The sequence below is a fragment of the Caballeronia sp. ATUFL_F2_KS9A genome (assembly GCF_023630765.1).
Lineage (GTDB): Bacteria > Pseudomonadota > Gammaproteobacteria > Burkholderiales > Burkholderiaceae > Caballeronia > Caballeronia zhejiangensis.
In genome coordinates this window covers 12777-29125 of the sequence record NZ_JALQEK010000041.1, presented here as the reverse complement: position 1 = coordinate 29125, position 16349 = coordinate 12777, and the positions used below count along the sequence as shown (strand labels likewise).

Here is a 16349-nt window from a genome sequence, read left to right as displayed (position 1 = left end):
TTAAGCGATGGCCTTCGTGCGCGGGTCATGCACGATCGATTCGAGCGATGGCAATTCAGGAATCAGCTTCTGCCGATATGCATAGCGCACGAGCGCCTCGAAGGACTGCGCGTTCTCGTCGAGCCCGTAGGGAAGCGGATCACCGACGAGTTCAGCGAGCGCGAGATAGCGCTTGTCTTCGGCCTCTGCCGCGCTGCCCGAGCGCACGCACGCCAGATAGCTTTCCTTCGCAAGAGAGAACGCTTCGAACAGCGCGCGAGCGAGCGATGGATATCGTTCGAGGACATCGTTTCTCACGACGATCACGCCATGCAGCGGATAGATGCCCGTCCTGCGATACCAGTCGCGCTCTCTCGCCTCTGCATCGGCGACCACATCGACGAGTTCGCCCGCGTCGTCTCCCGCGCCCGCGAGTCCTGCGAAAGCCGCATCGAGTTCGCCGCCGCGCAACATGCCGGCAAGCGTCCTGCCCTGCCCGACGCGTTGCACGTTCGACGGCGGCACGAAGCTTTCGACGTTCTCCTCTTCCTCCGTGAACCACGTAACGCTTTCGGGATCGAGACCGTATTCGTCCGCGAGTATGCCGCGCGTCCAAACGGCCGCCGTCACCGAATAGGCGCGAACGCCGACGCGTCGCCCCGCGAGGTCTTTCGGCTCGCGTATCGCCGACGACACCGGCCGTTGCAGCCCCGCATGACGAAAGCGGCGCGTCATCGGCAGCGGCAGCGCGGTGATCGGCGCGCCTGCGGCGACAGCCATCAGATACGACGTCGGCGCCATTTCACAAATGTCGTAGGGCTGGCTGCGCGCCATCGCGCGATAGGCATCGGGCATGCGCTTGATGTCGATGAAGTCGAGCGCGTAGCCTTCGACCTGCACCGCGCCGCTGCGCAAGTCCGCGACCTGACCGTGCCGCCCCAGCACGATGGACAGTTTCTTTGCCATGTCTGCTCCGTCTGTTTCGCGTCGTTCAGCGGTCCGCGAGTTTGCGACCCATGTCGAGCGCGGAGAAATCGCGCTTCGGGAACGTCATCAGGAAGCGATACCCGTCTTCGATTACGCGTTCGACGTTCTGCTCGGTCACATGCGGATGACCCACGGGAATATCGAATGCCTTGCCGACTTCGAGCACGTGACGCATCATGCGCAGCAGTTCAGGGTTGTCATACTGACGCGGACAACCGAGTTCCTGTGTGAGATCGCCCTCGCCGATCAGCAGCACGCCGATGCCCGGCACGCGCCTCACGATCTCCTCGATGTTCTCGACGGCGGCCGTATCCTCGATCATCAACGCGACGAGCACTTCGCCTTCGGGCGCGAGCGGCCATACATCGGCCTTCTTGTAGTAATCCTGCTGCGACAGTCCCCAGTAGCGCGCGGCAGGCATCGGGGCGTCGCCGCGCAAGCCGGCCGGATCGTAGAGCGGCGCTGTCTTCAGCCGCGGATAACGGCATGCCGCCACCGCGTTGTGCGCTTCCTCCGGCGTGCTGATGCGCGGCCATACGATGCCGTATGCACCGAGGTCGAGCGCCTGCTTGGCGAACCACTGATTCATCTCGCTGCCGCTCGGCGGGATGCGTACGAGCGGCGTCATCTGGCACGCGACGGAACCGGCATGCGCGATCTTCTGGCGCAGGAGCAGGAACTGCATCGCTTCACGCAATGCCCGAATGTCCCAGGGCGTGTGCTCCATCTCGAAGACGACGCCGTCGTTCGCGGATTGCGCGAAGCTGACCGCGTTCTCCACTTCGGCCTGAATGAATGACGTGAAGGCGATGCGTCGTCCGGATTCCAGCGCGCGGATGACGCCATTGAGTCGTTCTGCCATGTCTGACCTGCCTCCTCTCGCTTAGAGAATCGCGCCGCAGAACGCGTCGCCGGCTTGTTGAGGAAGGCGCTTCTCGGTCCAGTTCGACCCGCCGTCGAGCGTATAGAAGACCTGTCCGCCGCGCGTCACGGTGACGATGCCGTCCGGGTCCGTCGAATGCACGCCAAAGCCCAGCATCGTGCTTTGCGGATCGACGGCGGCATCCGCGCGATACCACGTCTTGCCGAGATCGTCGCTTCCGTAGAGCGCACCCGCGTTGCTGCGCGACGAGATGCTAAAGCACGCGTACATCTTCTCGGGCATGCCCGCTACAAAGCGGCAATCGCGCGTATAAGCGAACGGCGCGAATTTGCCGACTTCGATGTCCCTGAAGGTTTTGCCCTTGTCGCGGCTCTCGAAGATGCCGAGCCGGCAGATGTAGAAGAGCGCGTCGGGATCGGCGGGCGTCGTCACGACGGAGTGCGCGTCGAACATGCCTTCGGCGTCGTCGTCGGTTTCGATCTTGCTCTTGAGGTGCGCATGCTTCGAAAGCGCGATCAGGCCGTCGTTTTCGCCACGCCACGAGAGACCACCGTCCTCACTCAGCAGGAAGCCGTTGATCTCGCTGACGGCGTACATCACGTTGGCGTCGGTCGGGTGGAATGCAATGCGCATCACGCGCGACGCCCCGAACGAAATCTTGAAGCGCTCGGGATAATCCGCATTGCATTTCGTCCAGGTATCGCCGCCATCGTTGCTACGATAGAACGCGACCGGCGCGGTGCCCGCGAACAATGTCTGCGGGTCGTGCGGGCTGACGACGACACACCAGAACTGCACGTTTTCGGCGGTGACGTTCAAGCGCGCCCATGACTGGCCGCCGTTGGTCGAGCGATAAACGCCCTTACGTGTGGCTGCGAAGAGCAGATTCTCCTGTTCGGGATGCGGCGTGATCGCCTGCACGGACGCGTCGTGAGGAATACCGTCCGCGGTTTCCCATTCGCCGCCGGGACGCAGCGTGAACATCGTGCCAAGTGCGTCGGGGCGCGTAGCCGCCGTGCCGACGAGCATCAGGTTCTTCATTCGAGTCTCCAATCTCTGTTATTCCGGTGTCCACGCGGACTGCACGACGCGGGACCTCGAGTTGCGTGAAACTTGCCTTTCGCGGCAGTTCAGCGAGTGATCGGAGACCAGTGTAGGCGGGGCGAACTACGCCTTGTTATTCAAAAACAGCCTTGGCGATAGATTTTTGCTTAGGCGAAATCACGCCCGTCCGAAGCGTCGGGTCCCTTGATGGGCGCCGTCTTCCTCTTAAGTACGAATCGGCTTTTTGGCGAGACTTCTTGCCGCCACGTCATTTCTGATAGCAGCTAGACAAGGCGGCACTTGGAGGGAAACCGTCTGAATTCAAGGATGCTGTACGGCCCGGCGGCTCGCGCCCACACATATGACCTCCGTCGGGCAGGCCATCGAATATGAAGGCGCCAATGGCACCAGGGCTGGCATCCGCAATCGCAGCACGAGCATGTTCATCAGGGTTTTACAACAGCGAAGCGCCCGTTGTACCGAAAAGCAATAGGGGCACCGCGAAGTCCCCGGCCGCCCGGCGACCCTGGCGCGTTCTTCAAGGGCAGCCCTTTTCGAGCAGCCCCACGAACTCCCTGCGCTGGACGCCGCCGCAGCCTGCGCAGCCGTGGCAAGGCACCAAGGTGGCGACTGCTTCCCAAAGTTCATGCGTCTGCACCGGCGCAGCGATGCGCGCACCCACCCGTTCTATGGTCCGCTGTCGCCCGCCAGTTGCCGTGACGCAATCGTGACTTTTAATGTGCTGCTTTCCTGGTCGATGTCGGGCGCGACGTTCACCGCAAGACACTGATAGCAGGATGGATCGGCACGCTGCGCGCCGGTCCATGCTCAATTTGCTTCTCGCGTTCCGTGCGCGAAGCGAGCTGCCTGATCGCGATGCAATCGCGACTTCTGCACGCGTCCATACGCCAGCAACGAAATGCCGCCGAGTATCACCAGCGCACCGAGTACCACGAAGCCCGACATGTACGAGCCCGTCGAACGATAGAGCAGTCCGACCAGAAATCCCGCGATCGTCCCGCCGCCACCCGCGCCGATGCCATTGATGATGCCCGATGCCGGGCCGATCGCCTGTGGCTCGATGGACGATTGCACGATCGACCAAATGTTCGGCGTATAGCTGCTCGCATAAAGGCCCAGCGCTACGGTAATGAGCCCGAGCTTCGCATAACCGCTCGACACCATCGGCAGAAGCATCATCAGCACGCCGGGAATCAGCAAGCCGAGCGCAGCGATCAGTACCCGCTTACCGGTGCGGTCGCTGATGCGCGACATCGGCAAGGCGAGCAACACTGCAGCGATATACGGCAGCGAACTCGCGAACGCCTGCGACATGCCCGTGAAGCCCACCGACTGCACCGCGAGCGGGATCCACAACGTGACGCCCCAGAACAGCATGCCTTGCGTCACATAGCTCAGAAGCAGCAGCAGAAACGGCGCACCACCGAGCGACGCGAATGTGAGCTTGCCCGCCGCGGCCGATTGCGCGGGCGGCGTGCGATACGGCGCTTCGCTTTCGGGCTTCAGCTTCGCCATGTAGAGCGGCACGACGATGACCAGGCCGATACCGCCCATCAGGAAGAACATCGAACGCCAGCCGAACGCATGATAGATCGGCGTCAGCACGATGAAACCGAATGCCAGCGCGAGATATTGTCCATAATACTGAATGATCGCGTTCGCCTTTGTACGTTCGTCCGGTGCGAACCACGCCTTCGCGAAGCGCGATTGTTGCGGCCAGTATATGCCTTCAGCCACGCCGAGAATCAGCCGGCAAGCGAGCAGCACGACGAGCGAGCTCGTGAAGCCGACATACACCGTCGCGGCGGACCATAACGCGAAAGTCCAGATGACGACGGGCTTCGGATCGAACCGACGCGTGAGGATGCCGCCGAGCACGTTCGCGAGCGCATAGCCCACGAGAAAGATCGTCAGCGCAAGACTTGCGGTTACAGCGAAGCGCTCCCCCGCGAAGCCCATCTCCTGCGCGACGGATTGCAGTCCCACGGACAATGTCGTGCGGTCCAGATAAGCCACGCACAGCCCGAGCATCAGCGAGCCGCCTATGCTCCACCATTTCGATTGCGTCATCGTTATCTCCTTCTATATTGTGTTATTGATCGTGCAGTACTGCCCGCTTCATTGCGCGGCCAAACGCGCAAGTGCGTGCCTGTCGACTTCGATGCCGAGTCCCGGCCCGTCCGGAATGCGCACGACGCCGTTCATGTGCTCGATCAGCTTCTTTAGTAAGGCGCGGCGAATCGGGTGTTCGGTTCGATCGAATTCGAGCATCGGCTCGATGGGCGCGAGCGATGTGGGCGTTTGTGTCGGCAGCACGCCGAGCGGTTGCAGCGCTGCCGCCATCGCAATGCCCGTGCCCCCACACGTGCGGGTTGTAGTGGACGCTGAAAGCCTGCGCCATGTCGGCAAACTTCTTGCACTCGGACAGACCGCGCGCCGCGCAGGTGTCGGCTGCTCGATGTCGAGCGCTCGTGCGATCAGCATGTCGCGAAAGCCGAGGCGCGTGAACTAGCACTCGCCGCCCGCGACCGGAATCGATAGCGCGCGCTTCACTTGCATATGCCCTTCGCGATCCTCGGGCGGGACCGGTTCCTCGGACCAGCCGAACAACGCGAAGGTCCCGATGACCAGCGACTTCGGATCGAACCTGTGCGTCAGAACGCTGCCCGGCACATTCCACCGGATACCCCACTAGAGATGGTTGTGCGCCAGGCCTTCCTTCACCGCGAAGAGCTCGCCGGCGAATCCCCGCTCCTACGCGATCAATTGCAGGCCAACCCGAAGCGTAGTTCGATAGAGATAGGCGACGCGCATTACCAACGTCAGCGATCCGCCGTTCCCCTGCCATCTAGAGTTCGTCATGTCCGCCTCCGCCTTTTCCACGTGTGGTGCCCATTAGCGCGACGTGCGGCGCACAGGCACAACGGTGACTTCACGCATCCGGATCCAGCCGCGCGTTGATCGCGATGGCGAGGATGATGACGACGCCGCTGATCGCATCTTGTATGTGCGGCGACACGAGCAGGATGTTCAGGAAGTTGCTCAAGGTCGCGAGGAACAACACGCCAACGAAGGCGTTGCGTATCGAACCCTTGCCCCCGGCGAGACTGACCCCGCCCACTACGACGGCCGCAATCGTTCCTAGCAGGAAGTTGTCGCCGGAGGTCGGCGCGACCGAACCCGTGCGCGCTAGAAACAGGAAACCGGCGAGTCCCGAGAGCAAACCCGAGAGTGTGTAAATGGCCACTGTCGTGCGCTCTACCGCGATGCCCGACAAACGCGCAGCGCGACTGTTGCCGCCCAGCGCATACAACACGACGCCGAGCTTGCTGCGCGCGAGCAGCACGCCGATCACCGCGGTCAGCACCAAAAAGATGTAGACCGGCACCGGCAGGGTGAAGATGCGCGTGGCTCCCAGGTCCGCGAAGAATGCGTCTGGGTTGTAGATCGGTGCTCCACCCGTAAAGAGCATCGACACTCCGGAAAGTACCAAGGCCATGACGAGCGTCGCGATGAACGCGGGAATGCGCAGCACGACTACCATCAGCCCGTTGATTAGGCCCACTCCCGCCGCTCCGATCATCGCGATGGCGATGGCCGGCAGAAAGCCGACATACGGCAGGGCGTTGGACATGCTCATCTGCTGCTGCAACTCGGAACCGGCGCCGCCCATGAAAATGGCCGATGCCACCATCAGTGCGACGATCGACAGATCGATGCCTCCGGTGAGCATGACCAGTGCCTCGCCGAGCGCGAGCACGCCGATCACCGAACTCTGGAACAGAATGTTCGAGAGATTGCCGGGTTCCACCAGACGACCCCGTGAGACGGCCGTCCCCACGATTAGAAACAACGCAAACACGAAGACGATGGCGTTCTTGCGCACCACCGGCGAGCGCCACCACGGATCGTGTGCGGATTGAGCTAAGGTCGTCATGATCATCCCCTGTTGCCGAGCGTGCGGCGCCCTTGCCGTCCCTGCCGTAGCACGGAAAGCCCCACGGCGATCACAATGACCCCCGCGCGAATGATGCTCTGGTAATACGGATCAATCCCCGTGAGATTCATCACGTTGGCGATCAACTGATAGATGAGCACACCTGCCATCGCCTTGAGCAAGCGTCCTTCGCCGCCGAACAGACGCACTCCGCCAATGACGATGGCCGCGATCGAATCCAACTCCCAGCCGGCGCCGCCATTCGGTACGCCGCTGCTCGAACGGATGACCAGCGCGATGCCCGCCACGCCCGAGATAAGCCCAGCAATCGTGTACACGCCGAGTTTCAGCCGGTCGGATCGCACGCCCGCGAGACGCGCAGTCGTCTCGTTGCCCCCGACGGCGTAACAATGCAGACCCGACCGCGTTTGCGCGAGCCATACAGCGGCCACCGCCACGAGGACAAGCCACAGGAGCGTCGGCGGTGTAAGAAAACCGCCGCTGCTTCCGAACGATTGAATCAGCGCGTTGCTGGTCAGCACACTCTTCTCGCTGACGCTGAACGCGAGCCCGCGCGCGACGCCCATCATCGCGAGCGTGGCGATGAGGGGCTGCACGCGTCCGCGTACTACCGCTACACCGCTTGCCAATCCGCAAAGCGCGGACGTGAGCAGCGCCCCGCCGAGCGCCAGCACGATGTTCGTGTCCGCGTAACGCGCGAGTAGGATCGATGAAAGCGCCATGACGGCCGCGACGGAAAGATCGAAGCCGCCAGTCAGCACGACGATAAACTGTGCGACCGACAGAATCCCCAGTACCGCTGATTGCGTGAGCAGGTTGCCGATGTTCGATGCCGTTAGGAATTGCGGGCTCACCGCGCAGGCAAGCGCAATCAGGAGCAGCAGAATCAGGTAGACATCGTAGCGCGCGAGCACGCGCTTGACGTCGCGCCGCGCGGGCGCGTGATGCGACGAGACCGCCGCGTTCGATGAAGATGTGGCGTGACTCATGCCGCGGCCTCCACGTATGCGTTCGATCGGGGCACCGCGTGGCGCATTACCTCGACCTGTGTTGCGTGTTCGCCTTCGAGCACGGCGGCCGCGCGTCCTTCCGCCATCACGAGAATGCGATCGCTTAACGCGAGGAGTTCGAGCATGTCGGAGGACGCCATGATCACGGACATGCCTTCGGCCACGAGATTGCGTATGAGTTGATGGATCTCGAACTTCGCGTTGATGTCCACGCCGCGGCTCGGCTCGTCGAGCAGCAAAATGCGGGTATCGTTCGCGAGCCACTTGGCGAGCACCACTTTCTGCTGATTGCCGCCGGAGAGCGTACGCACGGCCTGCTGCAATGAAGGCGTCTTGATGTGCATGCTCTTCACAAGTTCCTCTGCGATCTGGCGCAAGCGGCCCCGGCGCATCATCGACAAACGCGATACGCGCTTAAGAATCGGGTAGGCGATGTTGTCCTCTACCGAACGGCCAATCACGAGGCCGCTTTCGCGACGCTCTTCCGGCACGAGTCCGAGGCCTGCGCGAATCGCATCGCGCGGCGCGCCGAACGATACCACCCTGCCCTCTATCATGATCTCGCCTGAATCCGGCTTCGTGATGCCGAAGAGGCACTCGAGCAGCTCGCTGCGCCCCGCGCCGACCAGGCCGCCAAGACCGAGAATTTCGCCCTGGCGCAGGTCGAAACTCACGTTCTCGAACTGGCCTTCGACTGTCAGGTTGCGTGCCGCCAGGATGACCTGCGCGCCGGCTTTCGTCTCAGGCCGCGCAGGCATCGCGTCTTCCAACGGACGGCCGACCATTGCCTGAATCAAACTGGCCTCGCTCACGTCCTTCACGTCATGCGTCGCCACCCGCGTGCCGTCGCGCATGATCGTCACGCGATCGCCAATGGTGATGATCTCCTGCAACCGATGAGACACATACACGATTCCGATCCCTTGCCTCCTGAAGACATCCAGCAATTCGAACAAGTGGCCGATCTCGTTGTCCGTCAGTGACGCCGTAGGCTCATCGAGCACGATAATTCGGCTTTCGCGCGAGATCGCTTTGACAATCTGCACAAGTTGACGTTGCGCGGGGCCGAGATGGCGCACCGGCTCATCGATGGGAAAGCGCAGGTTGAAGCGCTCCATCAACTCCACGACGCGCGCCCGCATTGCCGCTCGATCCAGCAGGCCGCCACGCTTCGCCAGCTCGTGACCGAGAAACACGTTCTCGGTCACGGTGAGCGGCAGCACAAGGTCAGTTTCTTGATAGATCACCGTGATGCCGAGTTCATGACTCAACACCGGGTCCAGCGCGGCGAATTCGCGTCCAGCCATCGACACGTGGCCGGCGTCGGGTCTTTCCGCGCCGGACATGACGCGCATGAGCGTGGATTTGCCGGCGCCGTTTTCGCCAATCAGGCAATGGATCTCCCCCGCGTGCAAATCGAAATCCACACCCTTGAGCGCCCGCACGCCCGGATACGACTTGACGATGCCCGACATGCGCAGCAGCGGGACCGTAATCTCGTGGTTCATGACAATAACGTTCCGTTAAGCGGAATGAGGCGGCATCATCGGCTTCAGCAGCAGCCAACGCCCATTGCCTTGAGTTCTTTCAGACGCTGCTCGATGAGCGCACGATGCTCTGGCGTATGTGCATCGAACTCCTTCTTGTCCGAGTACACGACGGGCGCGACGGGCTTGCCGGCTTGCGAGTCGTTGAAGACTTTCAACGCCAGGGCGCCAAAAGTCGGCGGAGTCTGCACGGTGTAGCTCGCCCAGCCGTCGAGGATCGCACGCAGGCCGTCGGCGGTGCCGTCCTTGCCCCACAAGTAGCCCTTCAGGTCGTCGCGATTCGCGGCCTTGATCGCGGTGAGGCCGCCGATCATTTCATCGTCGCTATCGAACACGATGCCGTCGATGGATCCTTTCGGAAAGGACTGCAGGAAGTCTTCCGTGCACTTGCGGCCGCCCTCGCGGCTATACCGACCATCGCACTTCGCGACGAACTTGATATCGGGATGTTTTGCGAAGACGCTGTCCAGTCCCTTCTGCTCTTCGAGTACCGGCGCCGCGCCCGTATTGCCCGTGACGTGCAGCAGTTTGCCTTGCGGCTTGCCGTTTTTCTTTGTCATCTGCGCGACGACGTCGTTGCCTACGCGCACGCCAGTGTCTTCATAGCTGATGGTCAAAAGCGAGATCCAGCCGTCCTTGCCCGGTTGCCCTGGCATCGCGCGGTCCGCGACGATGAGCGGAACGCCCGCCTTTTTTGCCATTCCGGGAACGGGCGCTGCGGGCTCATACTCGACAGGCTCCACGATCAGCACTTTGGGCTTGCGCGCGAGCAAATCCTGGATGTCGGAAAGCTGCTTGGCAGGGTCCCAATTCGCGTTGGTCCAAACGAAGTCGTATCCCGCTTCTTTCCAGCTCTTCTCCATGTCCTTTGTGTTGACGACGCGCCATTCGTTCTCCATGCCCGATTGCGACATTGCGACAAGTCCCTTGCTTGCGTCGGCCTGCATCGAGAAGATCAAACTGGCCGCGCCCAATGCGATCGACAACGCGACACGCGCGGCATTCATTTGTCGTACTAACATTTTTAGTCTCCTTTGATTGGGTATTCTTAGTTCCCGATTCAGGTCATCAAAAATCCGCCGGTCACGTTCAGCGCCTGTCCCGTCATCGCGCTGGAATCCGGGCTGGCGAGGAACAGCATCGTGTTGGCGACTTCCTGCGGCGTGACGAAACGGTTCATGGGTGCGGCGCTTTCCCATTCGCGGCGGACCTGCGCGATGCTCTTGCCTTCCTTCTGCGCGTGGTGCGCCATCACGTCTTCAATGCGATCACCTTCTACCGGACCAGGACACACCGCATTGACGCGGATGCCGTGCTCCGCGTTTTCCAGCGCGAGCGTCTGCGTGAGCCCGAGCAGCGCCCATTTCGAGCAGACGTAATCCGCGCGCAACGGTAATCCGCGCCGCGCAACGTTTGATGCGGTCGTCACAATCGTGCCGCGCTTCGCCGCGATCATCAGCGGCAGCACGGCGCGTGTGACAAGCATCGTGCCGGTGAGGTTGATATCGAGTGTCTCGCGCCACTGCGCGAGCGGCATGTCCTTGACGAGGTTGTAATGGCCGTTGAAGCCTGCGTTGTTGACGAGCACGTCCACGCGCCCATCGAAAAATCGGGCGGCGGCGCTCACGCCTTCTTCGACGGCGTGCTCATCACGGACATCGCAATGAAACACCTGGCAGCGGCGTCCTTCTTTCTCGACCAGTTCGCGCGTCTGATCGGCTCGCTGAAAATCCAGTACGGCAACATCGGCGCCTTCCCGGGCGAAAGACGTCGCGATGACTTGCCCAAGTCCCGCCGCCGCGCCCGTGATAATCACACGCTGGTTGACAAATCGACTCACGAAGTCCTCCTTCATTGAACAGAGAAGCGCTGCAACGCGGCTTCGTTGACGGTTACGCCAAGGCCCGGAGCATCCGGCACGGCGAGTTTCCCTTCCGCCAGCGCGAAGCGTTGATCGAGCAGGTCGTCGCGCAATGGATTGTGTTTGCGATCGAATTCCACGATCGGCTCGTTCTGCAGCGCGATTGGATTGGCCGTGTGCGGAATCGGCGGAATGGTGGCGATGGCCTGCAACGCCGCCGCGACCGCGATGCCCGAGCCCCATACGTGCGGAATCACGCCGACGCCGTGCGTGCTCGCGAACGCGAGAATCTGCTTGAATGCAGTGAAACCACCGCACACCGCCAGATCCGGTTGCGCGATATCGACGCAACCGCTACCAATCAGTTCGGCAAATCCATAACGCGTGAACTCGCATTCACCGCCCGCCACGGGAACGGGATTCTCAGCGCGCACGCGGCGATACCCCGCCTTGTCCTCCGGCACTACCGGTTCCTCGAAAAAGCGTACGTCAAGCGGTTCCATCATTCGGCCCATGCGGATCGCGGACGTCGCGTTGTATGCGTGGTTCGCATCGACCAGCATGCCGATATCCGGACCTACGGCTGCACGAATTACTCTCAGGCGTTCAATATCATCCTTCAGGCTCAGCAGACCGATCTTCACTTTGAGCATCTCAAAGCCCGCATCGGCGTAGCCGGACGCCTCTTCTTCGAGGCTGCGCAGCAGTTCGGGCAGACGGCTGAAATCCTGTGGGTAATAGCAGCCGGTCGCGTACGCGGGAACGGCGTCGCGGAAGCGTCCGCCGAGCATCTTCCACACCGGCAGCCCCGCGGATTGGCCCGCGATATCCCAGAGCGCGATATCAAGCGCGGAGATCGCCTCCACGTAAGTGCCCTTCTGCCCGAAATCGCGCGAGAAGTTGTACAGCTCCTCCCAGATGCGGACCGGCTCGGTCGGATCGCGGCCGATCAGTTTCGGTGCAAGCACGTGATCGATACACGCGGCGACCGGTTCCGGCGGGCCATACTGCCCGCCTTCACCCCAACCAACAAGGCCAGTGTCGGTCTCGATGCGCACGAGATAACTATTGCGCTCAGGGAACGCGGCCTGCGACGAGTAGAACAGCTTGTCGCCGAGCGGCACGCGTAGCACGTAGGAACGAATTGTCCTGATCTTCATGTCGTGATTTGAGGTTGTCAGCGTTCAGTTTTCGGAGTTGAGGTCCGCGAGATCGATGTTGGCGCTCAAGCGGTCGCGCGAGTTTTCCAGATGCGCTCGCATGGCTCTCGCCGCGCCCTGCGCGTCGCGCAGGCACACGGCTTCAACGATGGCAATGTGCTCAGGCAACGCAATTTCGTATGCGCCCGTTAGCTTGTCGACGATGGCGCGTTGTGCCCAGCGAATGAGTTCCATATGTGACGACAGGGCTTTTTGCAGCCGCACATTGCCGCAGTGCACATGCGCGAGTTCATGAACTTTTCGGTCAGCCTGCGCGATCGGCTCCACGTCGCCTCTGTGTAGCGCCTCTGCGGCGCCCAGATAAGCGGCGCGAACCCGCTCGGCCTCCTCGGTAGGTACGGCGAGCGTTGCGCGTTCCACGGCCATACATTCGAGCGCGATGCGCAGGTCGAATATCTCGTTGACGGTTTGCTGGTCTAGCGGCGCGACATACACGCCCTTGCGTGCTTCGACGGTCACGAAGCCCTGAATTTCAAGCGAGCGCAGCGCGTCGCGAAAGGGCGTCGAACTGACTTTCCATGCGGTCTGAAAATCGCTGACGTTGATGCGCTGCCCCGGCCGCATCTTCCCGCCGATGATCTCTTCCTTCAGCGCGGTCTCCACCTGCTCGCTGAGCGATGCTCTGTCGAAAACCTTCATCTTGTTTAGCCTCGAATATGTCTGGTTTGCGCGTGCGGCGTTATCACAGCCACGCGCTCAACCCTGAAAACGCGGACTCGGCAAACCTCGCACGCCCGGCCGCCACGCAAACAGACTGCCGGCGTACGGCTCCTTTTCGCGGGTCGCGGGATCGAGTGTGAACCACGCTGTCGTGATGTACATAATGTCGAGTTCAGGTCCACCGAAAACCATGCAGGTCGGGTTCGACACCGGCAATGCGACCTCGCGATCGACCGATCCGTCGGGTGCGTAACGCACCAGTTTGCCGCCGCCCCACTGCGCGTTCCACAGAAAGCCGTCTTCGTCGACGATTGAGCCATCCGGGGCGCCCGGCGTCGTGAGCTCGGCGAATATGCGACGGTTGGCGATCTTGCCGTCTGCATAGTCGAATGCATCGATGCGGCGCGTCGCCATGTCGGAGAAGTACAGCGTCCTGCCGTTCGGGCTCCAGCACAGGGAGTTGGCACAGGCGATGTCGGTCAACAGCGTGCGCACGCTTGAATCGGCGTCGAGCGCATAGAGTGCGGCGTTGGCGCGTTGCGGCTGTTCCTCGCTCATCCCCCCGCAGAGGAAGCGGCCATCGGGCGCGACCCGGCCATCGTTGAGGCGCGTATGCGCGGCAGGATCGGGCAGCGAGGCAATCGGCACGGGTTGCGAGCTGTCCGCCTTAAGCGTAGCAAAGCCACTTTCAAGCGCGATCACCAGTCCGCCGCCCTCACGCAGCCCGATTGCGCCGATGCGCTCCGGCATTGTGCGGACGACAGGCGCCGACGCCGACACCTCCCACGACCAGATCTCACACGCGTGGATGTTGGTCCAGTGCAGAGTCTGCGTGCGCTCATCCCATACCGGGCTCTCGCCGAGTTGATTGCGGCAAGCCTGCACGACCTCGGGCGATCGGAAATTGAGTGACATCGACGCGCTTCGGTGAATTGATTGATGCATGATGCCTGATGCATCAGACTTCACGCATCAGAAAAAACCCGTACAATTTTTGCTCGACACCTCGAATACCAAGGCGATGCCTTTAATGAACCGTCGAATCTTTTTGGCAATGGCACTTGCGAGCAGCACAGGTCTCGCCCCACGAGTTCGCGCGGAACAGTGGCCTCTTGCGCTCGAGGTCGCCGTGCGCTCGCCGTGGATGGCGAATCAAGTTGCGCTGACGAGCTGCAATCTGCTGTTCCTCGGTTTGCCACGATATGCGCGTGAAATACCGACGCCGTCCATCGCACGCAGAGAAGCGAACGGCTCCCTTCAGCCCTTTCCCGGCAACGCATGGAACGCTTGGAAGCCAGGCGACGATGGCCGCGACGCGTTCGTCTATCTGAATTCCTTGCACGTCTTCTCGGACGACACCGTCTGGTGTGTCGATCAGGGTTCCTTGAACGCGGCAGCCTTTCCGTACGTCAATGAGACGCTCGACCGAGGCGCGCAAAAGCTGATCCGGCTCGACCCCCACTCAGGTCGCGTGCTCGATGTCCTGCGCTTCGACGACACCATCCTGCCCGCCGGCGCGCAACTTAACGACCTCCGCTTCCATGGTTCGACGATGTATCTGACCGACTCGGGTCTAGGCGGACTGATCGTGCATGAACTATCGAACGGCAAAACCCTACGACGGCTCTCCGGATATCCGCAGGTCAAGGCGTCCTCCATCGAGCCGCCGGCGATCCTCGCGCACGTGAAGGGCGGCGAGGTGTTTCATCCGCCCAACAGCGACTTGATCGAGATCACCGCGGACGGAAAGTGGCTCTTCTGGGCGGCGCCGACCGGCCCGCTCTATCGCATCGAAACGCGTTTGCTCCGCGATGCGACTCTCACCGACGCGCAACTCTCCACGCACGTAGAACACGTCTTCGAAATCAGCTTCTCCGGCGGCTGCGCGATGGATTCACGGGGCAACATGTACTTCTCAGAAACGGCGACGCATCACATCACCGTGCTTTCGCCCGAAGGCAAGCGTGCGGTGCTGGCGTCGCATCCGACATTGATCCGGCCCGATGGCTCGTTCATCAGCCGCGATCGGCGGCTGTATATCCCGGTGAAACAGCCCGTCGCACGGCCGCACGGGCAAGCCAACGTGGCCGCGCCCTTCGTCACCTACTCGATTGTGCTGCCCGAGCTTTTCGACGGAATATCGCTCGGCGGTCCAGTCACGGGAAACTAGATGTCTGCCGCACCGCAACCCGCGCGCAATCAGTCCAGCCTCGCGCAGACCTCGGACAGCAGTTCGCGAATCCAACGATGCGCCGGTGATCGATGCGTACGTTCGTGCCACGCAGCCACCTTCGAAAAACCAGGCACCTCGACCGGCGCATCGATGATTACGAGTCCGTCGCCGGTTTGCACTAACCTGCGCGGAACGACTGCGACCAGATCGCTGGATGCAAGGATGCGTGGCAATACGAGAAAGCTCGTCACCGACAGCGCGACGCGCCGAGCGTGGCCGAGCCGTTCAAGCACATCGTCGGTGACGCCGCGAAACACGCCTCCGTCGTGCGACACCAGCGCATGATCGAGTGCGCAGAAGCGCTTGAGCGACAGCGTGCGCCTTCGTGCATCCGGGTGATCGCTGCGCATCACGCAAACATAGCGCTCGTTGAAGAGCCTACGCGCATGCAGATCGGCGGGCGTGGTTTCAGGTGTGACGAGCGCGAGGTCCAGTTCGCCGCGCTCGAACTGCGCGTGCAAGGTTTGATTGCGCACCGGCACGACCGCCACGCGCACGCCCGGCGCGAGCGCCCGCAATCGCGCGAGCAACGGCACGATCACCACTTGCAACGCGTAATCCGTTGCTGCGATGGTGATTGTCACGTCCGCTGTCGATGGCTCGAACGCCTGCGGGCGCAACATCGCTTCGATTTCGCCCAGCACCTGCTTGAGCGGCCCGACAAGTTCCAGCGCACGGGCAGTCGGCACGATGCCACGCTGCGTGCGCACGAACAGCGGATCGTCGAAGCTCTCGCGCAGGCGCGTGAGCATGCCGCTCACGGCGGGCTGTGTCAGCGACAAACGCCGCGCGGCCTTGGTGACGTTGCGCTCGTCGAGCAGCGCATCGAGCGCGCGCAACAGATTCAGATCGACGGTTTTGATATCAGTCTGCATGATGACTGTAATCATGACATGCGATTGGATTTATTGCAGCCGCACGCGCATCATTTGTTTCGTCAAATAAC

The 16349-nt window shown here is 61.9% G+C and carries 16 protein-coding genes and 1 pseudogene; 2 read left to right on the top strand and 15 right to left on the bottom strand.

Going from position 1 to position 16349, the window contains the following annotated elements:
* From NCS67_RS26010 to NCS67_RS26000, 3 genes are read right to left on the bottom strand one after another with little or no spacing between them, the layout of a single operon-like run.
* The gene (locus NCS67_RS26010) at positions 1 to 945 is read right to left on the bottom strand and encodes an ABC transporter substrate-binding protein (protein WP_250437233.1); all 945 of its coding nucleotides are present in this window, start codon (positions 943 to 945) and stop codon (positions 1 to 3) included.
* A 25-nt stretch (positions 946 to 970) separates the two neighbouring features.
* Positions 971 to 1828: an aldolase/citrate lyase family protein gene (locus NCS67_RS26005; RefSeq protein WP_250437231.1), complete on the bottom strand. Its 858-nt coding sequence runs from the start codon at positions 1826 to 1828 to the stop codon at positions 971 to 973.
* A 21-nt stretch (positions 1829 to 1849) separates the two neighbouring features.
* Positions 1850 to 2890: a WD40/YVTN/BNR-like repeat-containing protein gene (locus NCS67_RS26000; RefSeq protein ID WP_250437229.1), complete on the bottom strand. Its 1041-nt coding sequence runs from the start codon at positions 2888 to 2890 to the stop codon at positions 1850 to 1852.
* Between the two features lie 392 nt (positions 2891 to 3282).
* Between NCS67_RS26000 and NCS67_RS32045 the strand changes: the two genes are divergently transcribed.
* Positions 3283 to 3624 carry a carboxylesterase family protein gene (locus NCS67_RS32045; RefSeq protein WP_350029141.1) on the top strand — a complete coding sequence of 114 codons (342 nt, stop codon included), beginning with the start codon at positions 3283 to 3285 and terminating at the stop codon, positions 3622 to 3624.
* Between the two features lie 97 nt (positions 3625 to 3721).
* Here the strand turns inward: NCS67_RS32045 and NCS67_RS25995 are convergent, their stop codons facing one another.
* The 11 genes and pseudogenes from NCS67_RS25995 to NCS67_RS25945 form a co-directional block, all read right to left on the bottom strand.
* Positions 3722 to 4984 carry an MFS transporter gene (locus NCS67_RS25995; protein WP_250437227.1) on the bottom strand — a complete coding sequence of 421 codons (1263 nt, stop codon included), beginning with the start codon at positions 4982 to 4984 and terminating at the stop codon, positions 3722 to 3724.
* A gap of 48 nt (positions 4985 to 5032) precedes the next feature.
* Positions 5033 to 5407: pseudogene (locus tag NCS67_RS25990) on the bottom strand (enolase C-terminal domain-like protein); the annotation flags it as partial.
* A 15-nt stretch (positions 5408 to 5422) separates the two neighbouring features.
* Positions 5423 to 5587 (bottom strand): hypothetical protein, encoded by a 165-nt coding sequence (locus NCS67_RS25985; RefSeq protein WP_250437223.1) that lies wholly within the window; start codon positions 5585 to 5587, stop codon positions 5423 to 5425.
* Positions 5588 to 5846: 259 nt separating this feature from the next.
* Complete coding sequence (locus NCS67_RS25980; protein WP_250437221.1) at positions 5847 to 6857, bottom strand: ABC transporter permease; 1011 nt, start codon at positions 6855 to 6857, stop codon at positions 5847 to 5849.
* Positions 6854 to 7861: an ABC transporter permease gene (locus tag NCS67_RS25975; protein WP_250437220.1), complete on the bottom strand. Its 1008-nt coding sequence runs from the start codon at positions 7859 to 7861 to the stop codon at positions 6854 to 6856. Before NCS67_RS25975 ends, NCS67_RS25980 begins: the two co-directional genes overlap by 4 nt.
* Positions 7858 to 9327, bottom strand: coding sequence for a sugar ABC transporter ATP-binding protein (locus NCS67_RS25970; RefSeq protein WP_250437219.1), 1470 nt, complete (start codon positions 9325 to 9327; stop codon positions 7858 to 7860). The genes NCS67_RS25975 and NCS67_RS25970 overlap by 4 nt, the downstream gene beginning before the upstream one ends.
* Before the next feature lie 107 nt (positions 9328 to 9434).
* A complete protein-coding gene (locus NCS67_RS25965) occupies positions 9435 to 10451 on the bottom strand; it encodes a substrate-binding domain-containing protein (protein ID WP_250437218.1) in 1017 nt (338 codons plus the stop codon).
* Positions 10452 to 10489: 38 nt separating this feature from the next.
* Positions 10490 to 11284 carry an SDR family NAD(P)-dependent oxidoreductase gene (locus NCS67_RS25960; protein WP_250437217.1) on the bottom strand — a complete coding sequence of 265 codons (795 nt, stop codon included), beginning with the start codon at positions 11282 to 11284 and terminating at the stop codon, positions 10490 to 10492.
* A complete protein-coding gene (locus NCS67_RS25955) occupies positions 11281 to 12450 on the bottom strand; it encodes a mandelate racemase/muconate lactonizing enzyme family protein (protein ID WP_250437216.1) in 1170 nt (389 codons plus the stop codon). Before NCS67_RS25955 ends, NCS67_RS25960 begins: the two co-directional genes overlap by 4 nt.
* Positions 12451 to 12474: 24 nt before the next feature.
* Positions 12475 to 13149, bottom strand: coding sequence for a GntR family transcriptional regulator (locus tag NCS67_RS25950; RefSeq protein WP_250437215.1), 675 nt, complete (start codon positions 13147 to 13149; stop codon positions 12475 to 12477).
* A 57-nt stretch (positions 13150 to 13206) separates the two neighbouring features.
* On the bottom strand, positions 13207 to 14139 hold the full coding sequence (locus tag NCS67_RS25945) for an SMP-30/gluconolactonase/LRE family protein (RefSeq protein WP_250437213.1): 933 nt from the start codon (positions 14137 to 14139) through the stop codon (positions 13207 to 13209).
* On the opposite strand from NCS67_RS25945, the gene NCS67_RS25940 reads away from it, so the two are divergent.
* Positions 14114 to 15340 carry an L-dopachrome tautomerase-related protein gene (locus NCS67_RS25940; RefSeq protein WP_250437211.1) on the top strand — a complete coding sequence of 409 codons (1227 nt, stop codon included), beginning with the start codon at positions 14114 to 14116 and terminating at the stop codon, positions 15338 to 15340. The two genes, NCS67_RS25945 and NCS67_RS25940, sit on opposite strands and share 26 nt — an antisense overlap.
* Before the next feature lie 29 nt (positions 15341 to 15369).
* Here the strand turns inward: NCS67_RS25940 and NCS67_RS25935 are convergent, their stop codons facing one another.
* Positions 15370 to 16278 carry a LysR family transcriptional regulator gene (locus NCS67_RS25935; RefSeq protein WP_250437209.1) on the bottom strand — a complete coding sequence of 303 codons (909 nt, stop codon included), beginning with the start codon at positions 16276 to 16278 and terminating at the stop codon, positions 15370 to 15372.
* Between the last annotated feature and the right edge of the window lie 71 nt (positions 16279 to 16349).

Excerpts from the sequence above, each read along its gene's own strand:
- NCS67_RS26010 (WP_250437233.1), bottom strand. The coding sequence starts at position 945 with ATGGCAAAGAAACTGTCCATCGTGCTGGGGCGGCACGGTCAGGTCGCG.
- NCS67_RS25965 (WP_250437218.1), bottom strand. The coding sequence starts at position 10,451 with ATGTTAGTACGACAAATGAATGCCGCGCGTGTCGCGTTGTCGATCGCA.
- NCS67_RS26005 (WP_250437231.1), bottom strand. The coding sequence starts at position 1,828 with ATGGCAGAACGACTCAATGGCGTCATCCGCGCGCTGGAATCCGGACGA.
- NCS67_RS25940 (WP_250437211.1), top strand. The coding sequence starts at position 14,114 with ATGATGCCTGATGCATCAGACTTCACGCATCAGAAAAAACCCGTACAA.
- NCS67_RS25950 (WP_250437215.1), bottom strand. The coding sequence starts at position 13,149 with ATGAAGGTTTTCGACAGAGCATCGCTCAGCGAGCAGGTGGAGACCGCG.
- NCS67_RS25935 (WP_250437209.1), bottom strand. The coding sequence starts at position 16,278 with ATGCAGACTGATATCAAAACCGTCGATCTGAATCTGTTGCGCGCGCTC.
- NCS67_RS25975 (WP_250437220.1), bottom strand. The coding sequence starts at position 7,861 with ATGAGTCACGCCACATCTTCATCGAACGCGGCGGTCTCGTCGCATCAC.
- NCS67_RS25955 (WP_250437216.1), bottom strand. The coding sequence starts at position 12,450 with ATGAAGATCAGGACAATTCGTTCCTACGTGCTACGCGTGCCGCTCGGC.
- NCS67_RS32045 (WP_350029141.1), top strand. The coding sequence starts at position 3,283 with ATGAAGGCGCCAATGGCACCAGGGCTGGCATCCGCAATCGCAGCACGA.
- NCS67_RS26000 (WP_250437229.1), bottom strand. The coding sequence starts at position 2,890 with ATGAAGAACCTGATGCTCGTCGGCACGGCGGCTACGCGCCCCGACGCA.
- NCS67_RS25980 (WP_250437221.1), bottom strand. The coding sequence starts at position 6,857 with ATGATCATGACGACCTTAGCTCAATCCGCACACGATCCGTGGTGGCGC.
- NCS67_RS25960 (WP_250437217.1), bottom strand. The coding sequence starts at position 11,284 with ATGAAGGAGGACTTCGTGAGTCGATTTGTCAACCAGCGTGTGATTATC.
- NCS67_RS25995 (WP_250437227.1), bottom strand. The coding sequence starts at position 4,984 with ATGACGCAATCGAAATGGTGGAGCATAGGCGGCTCGCTGATGCTCGGG.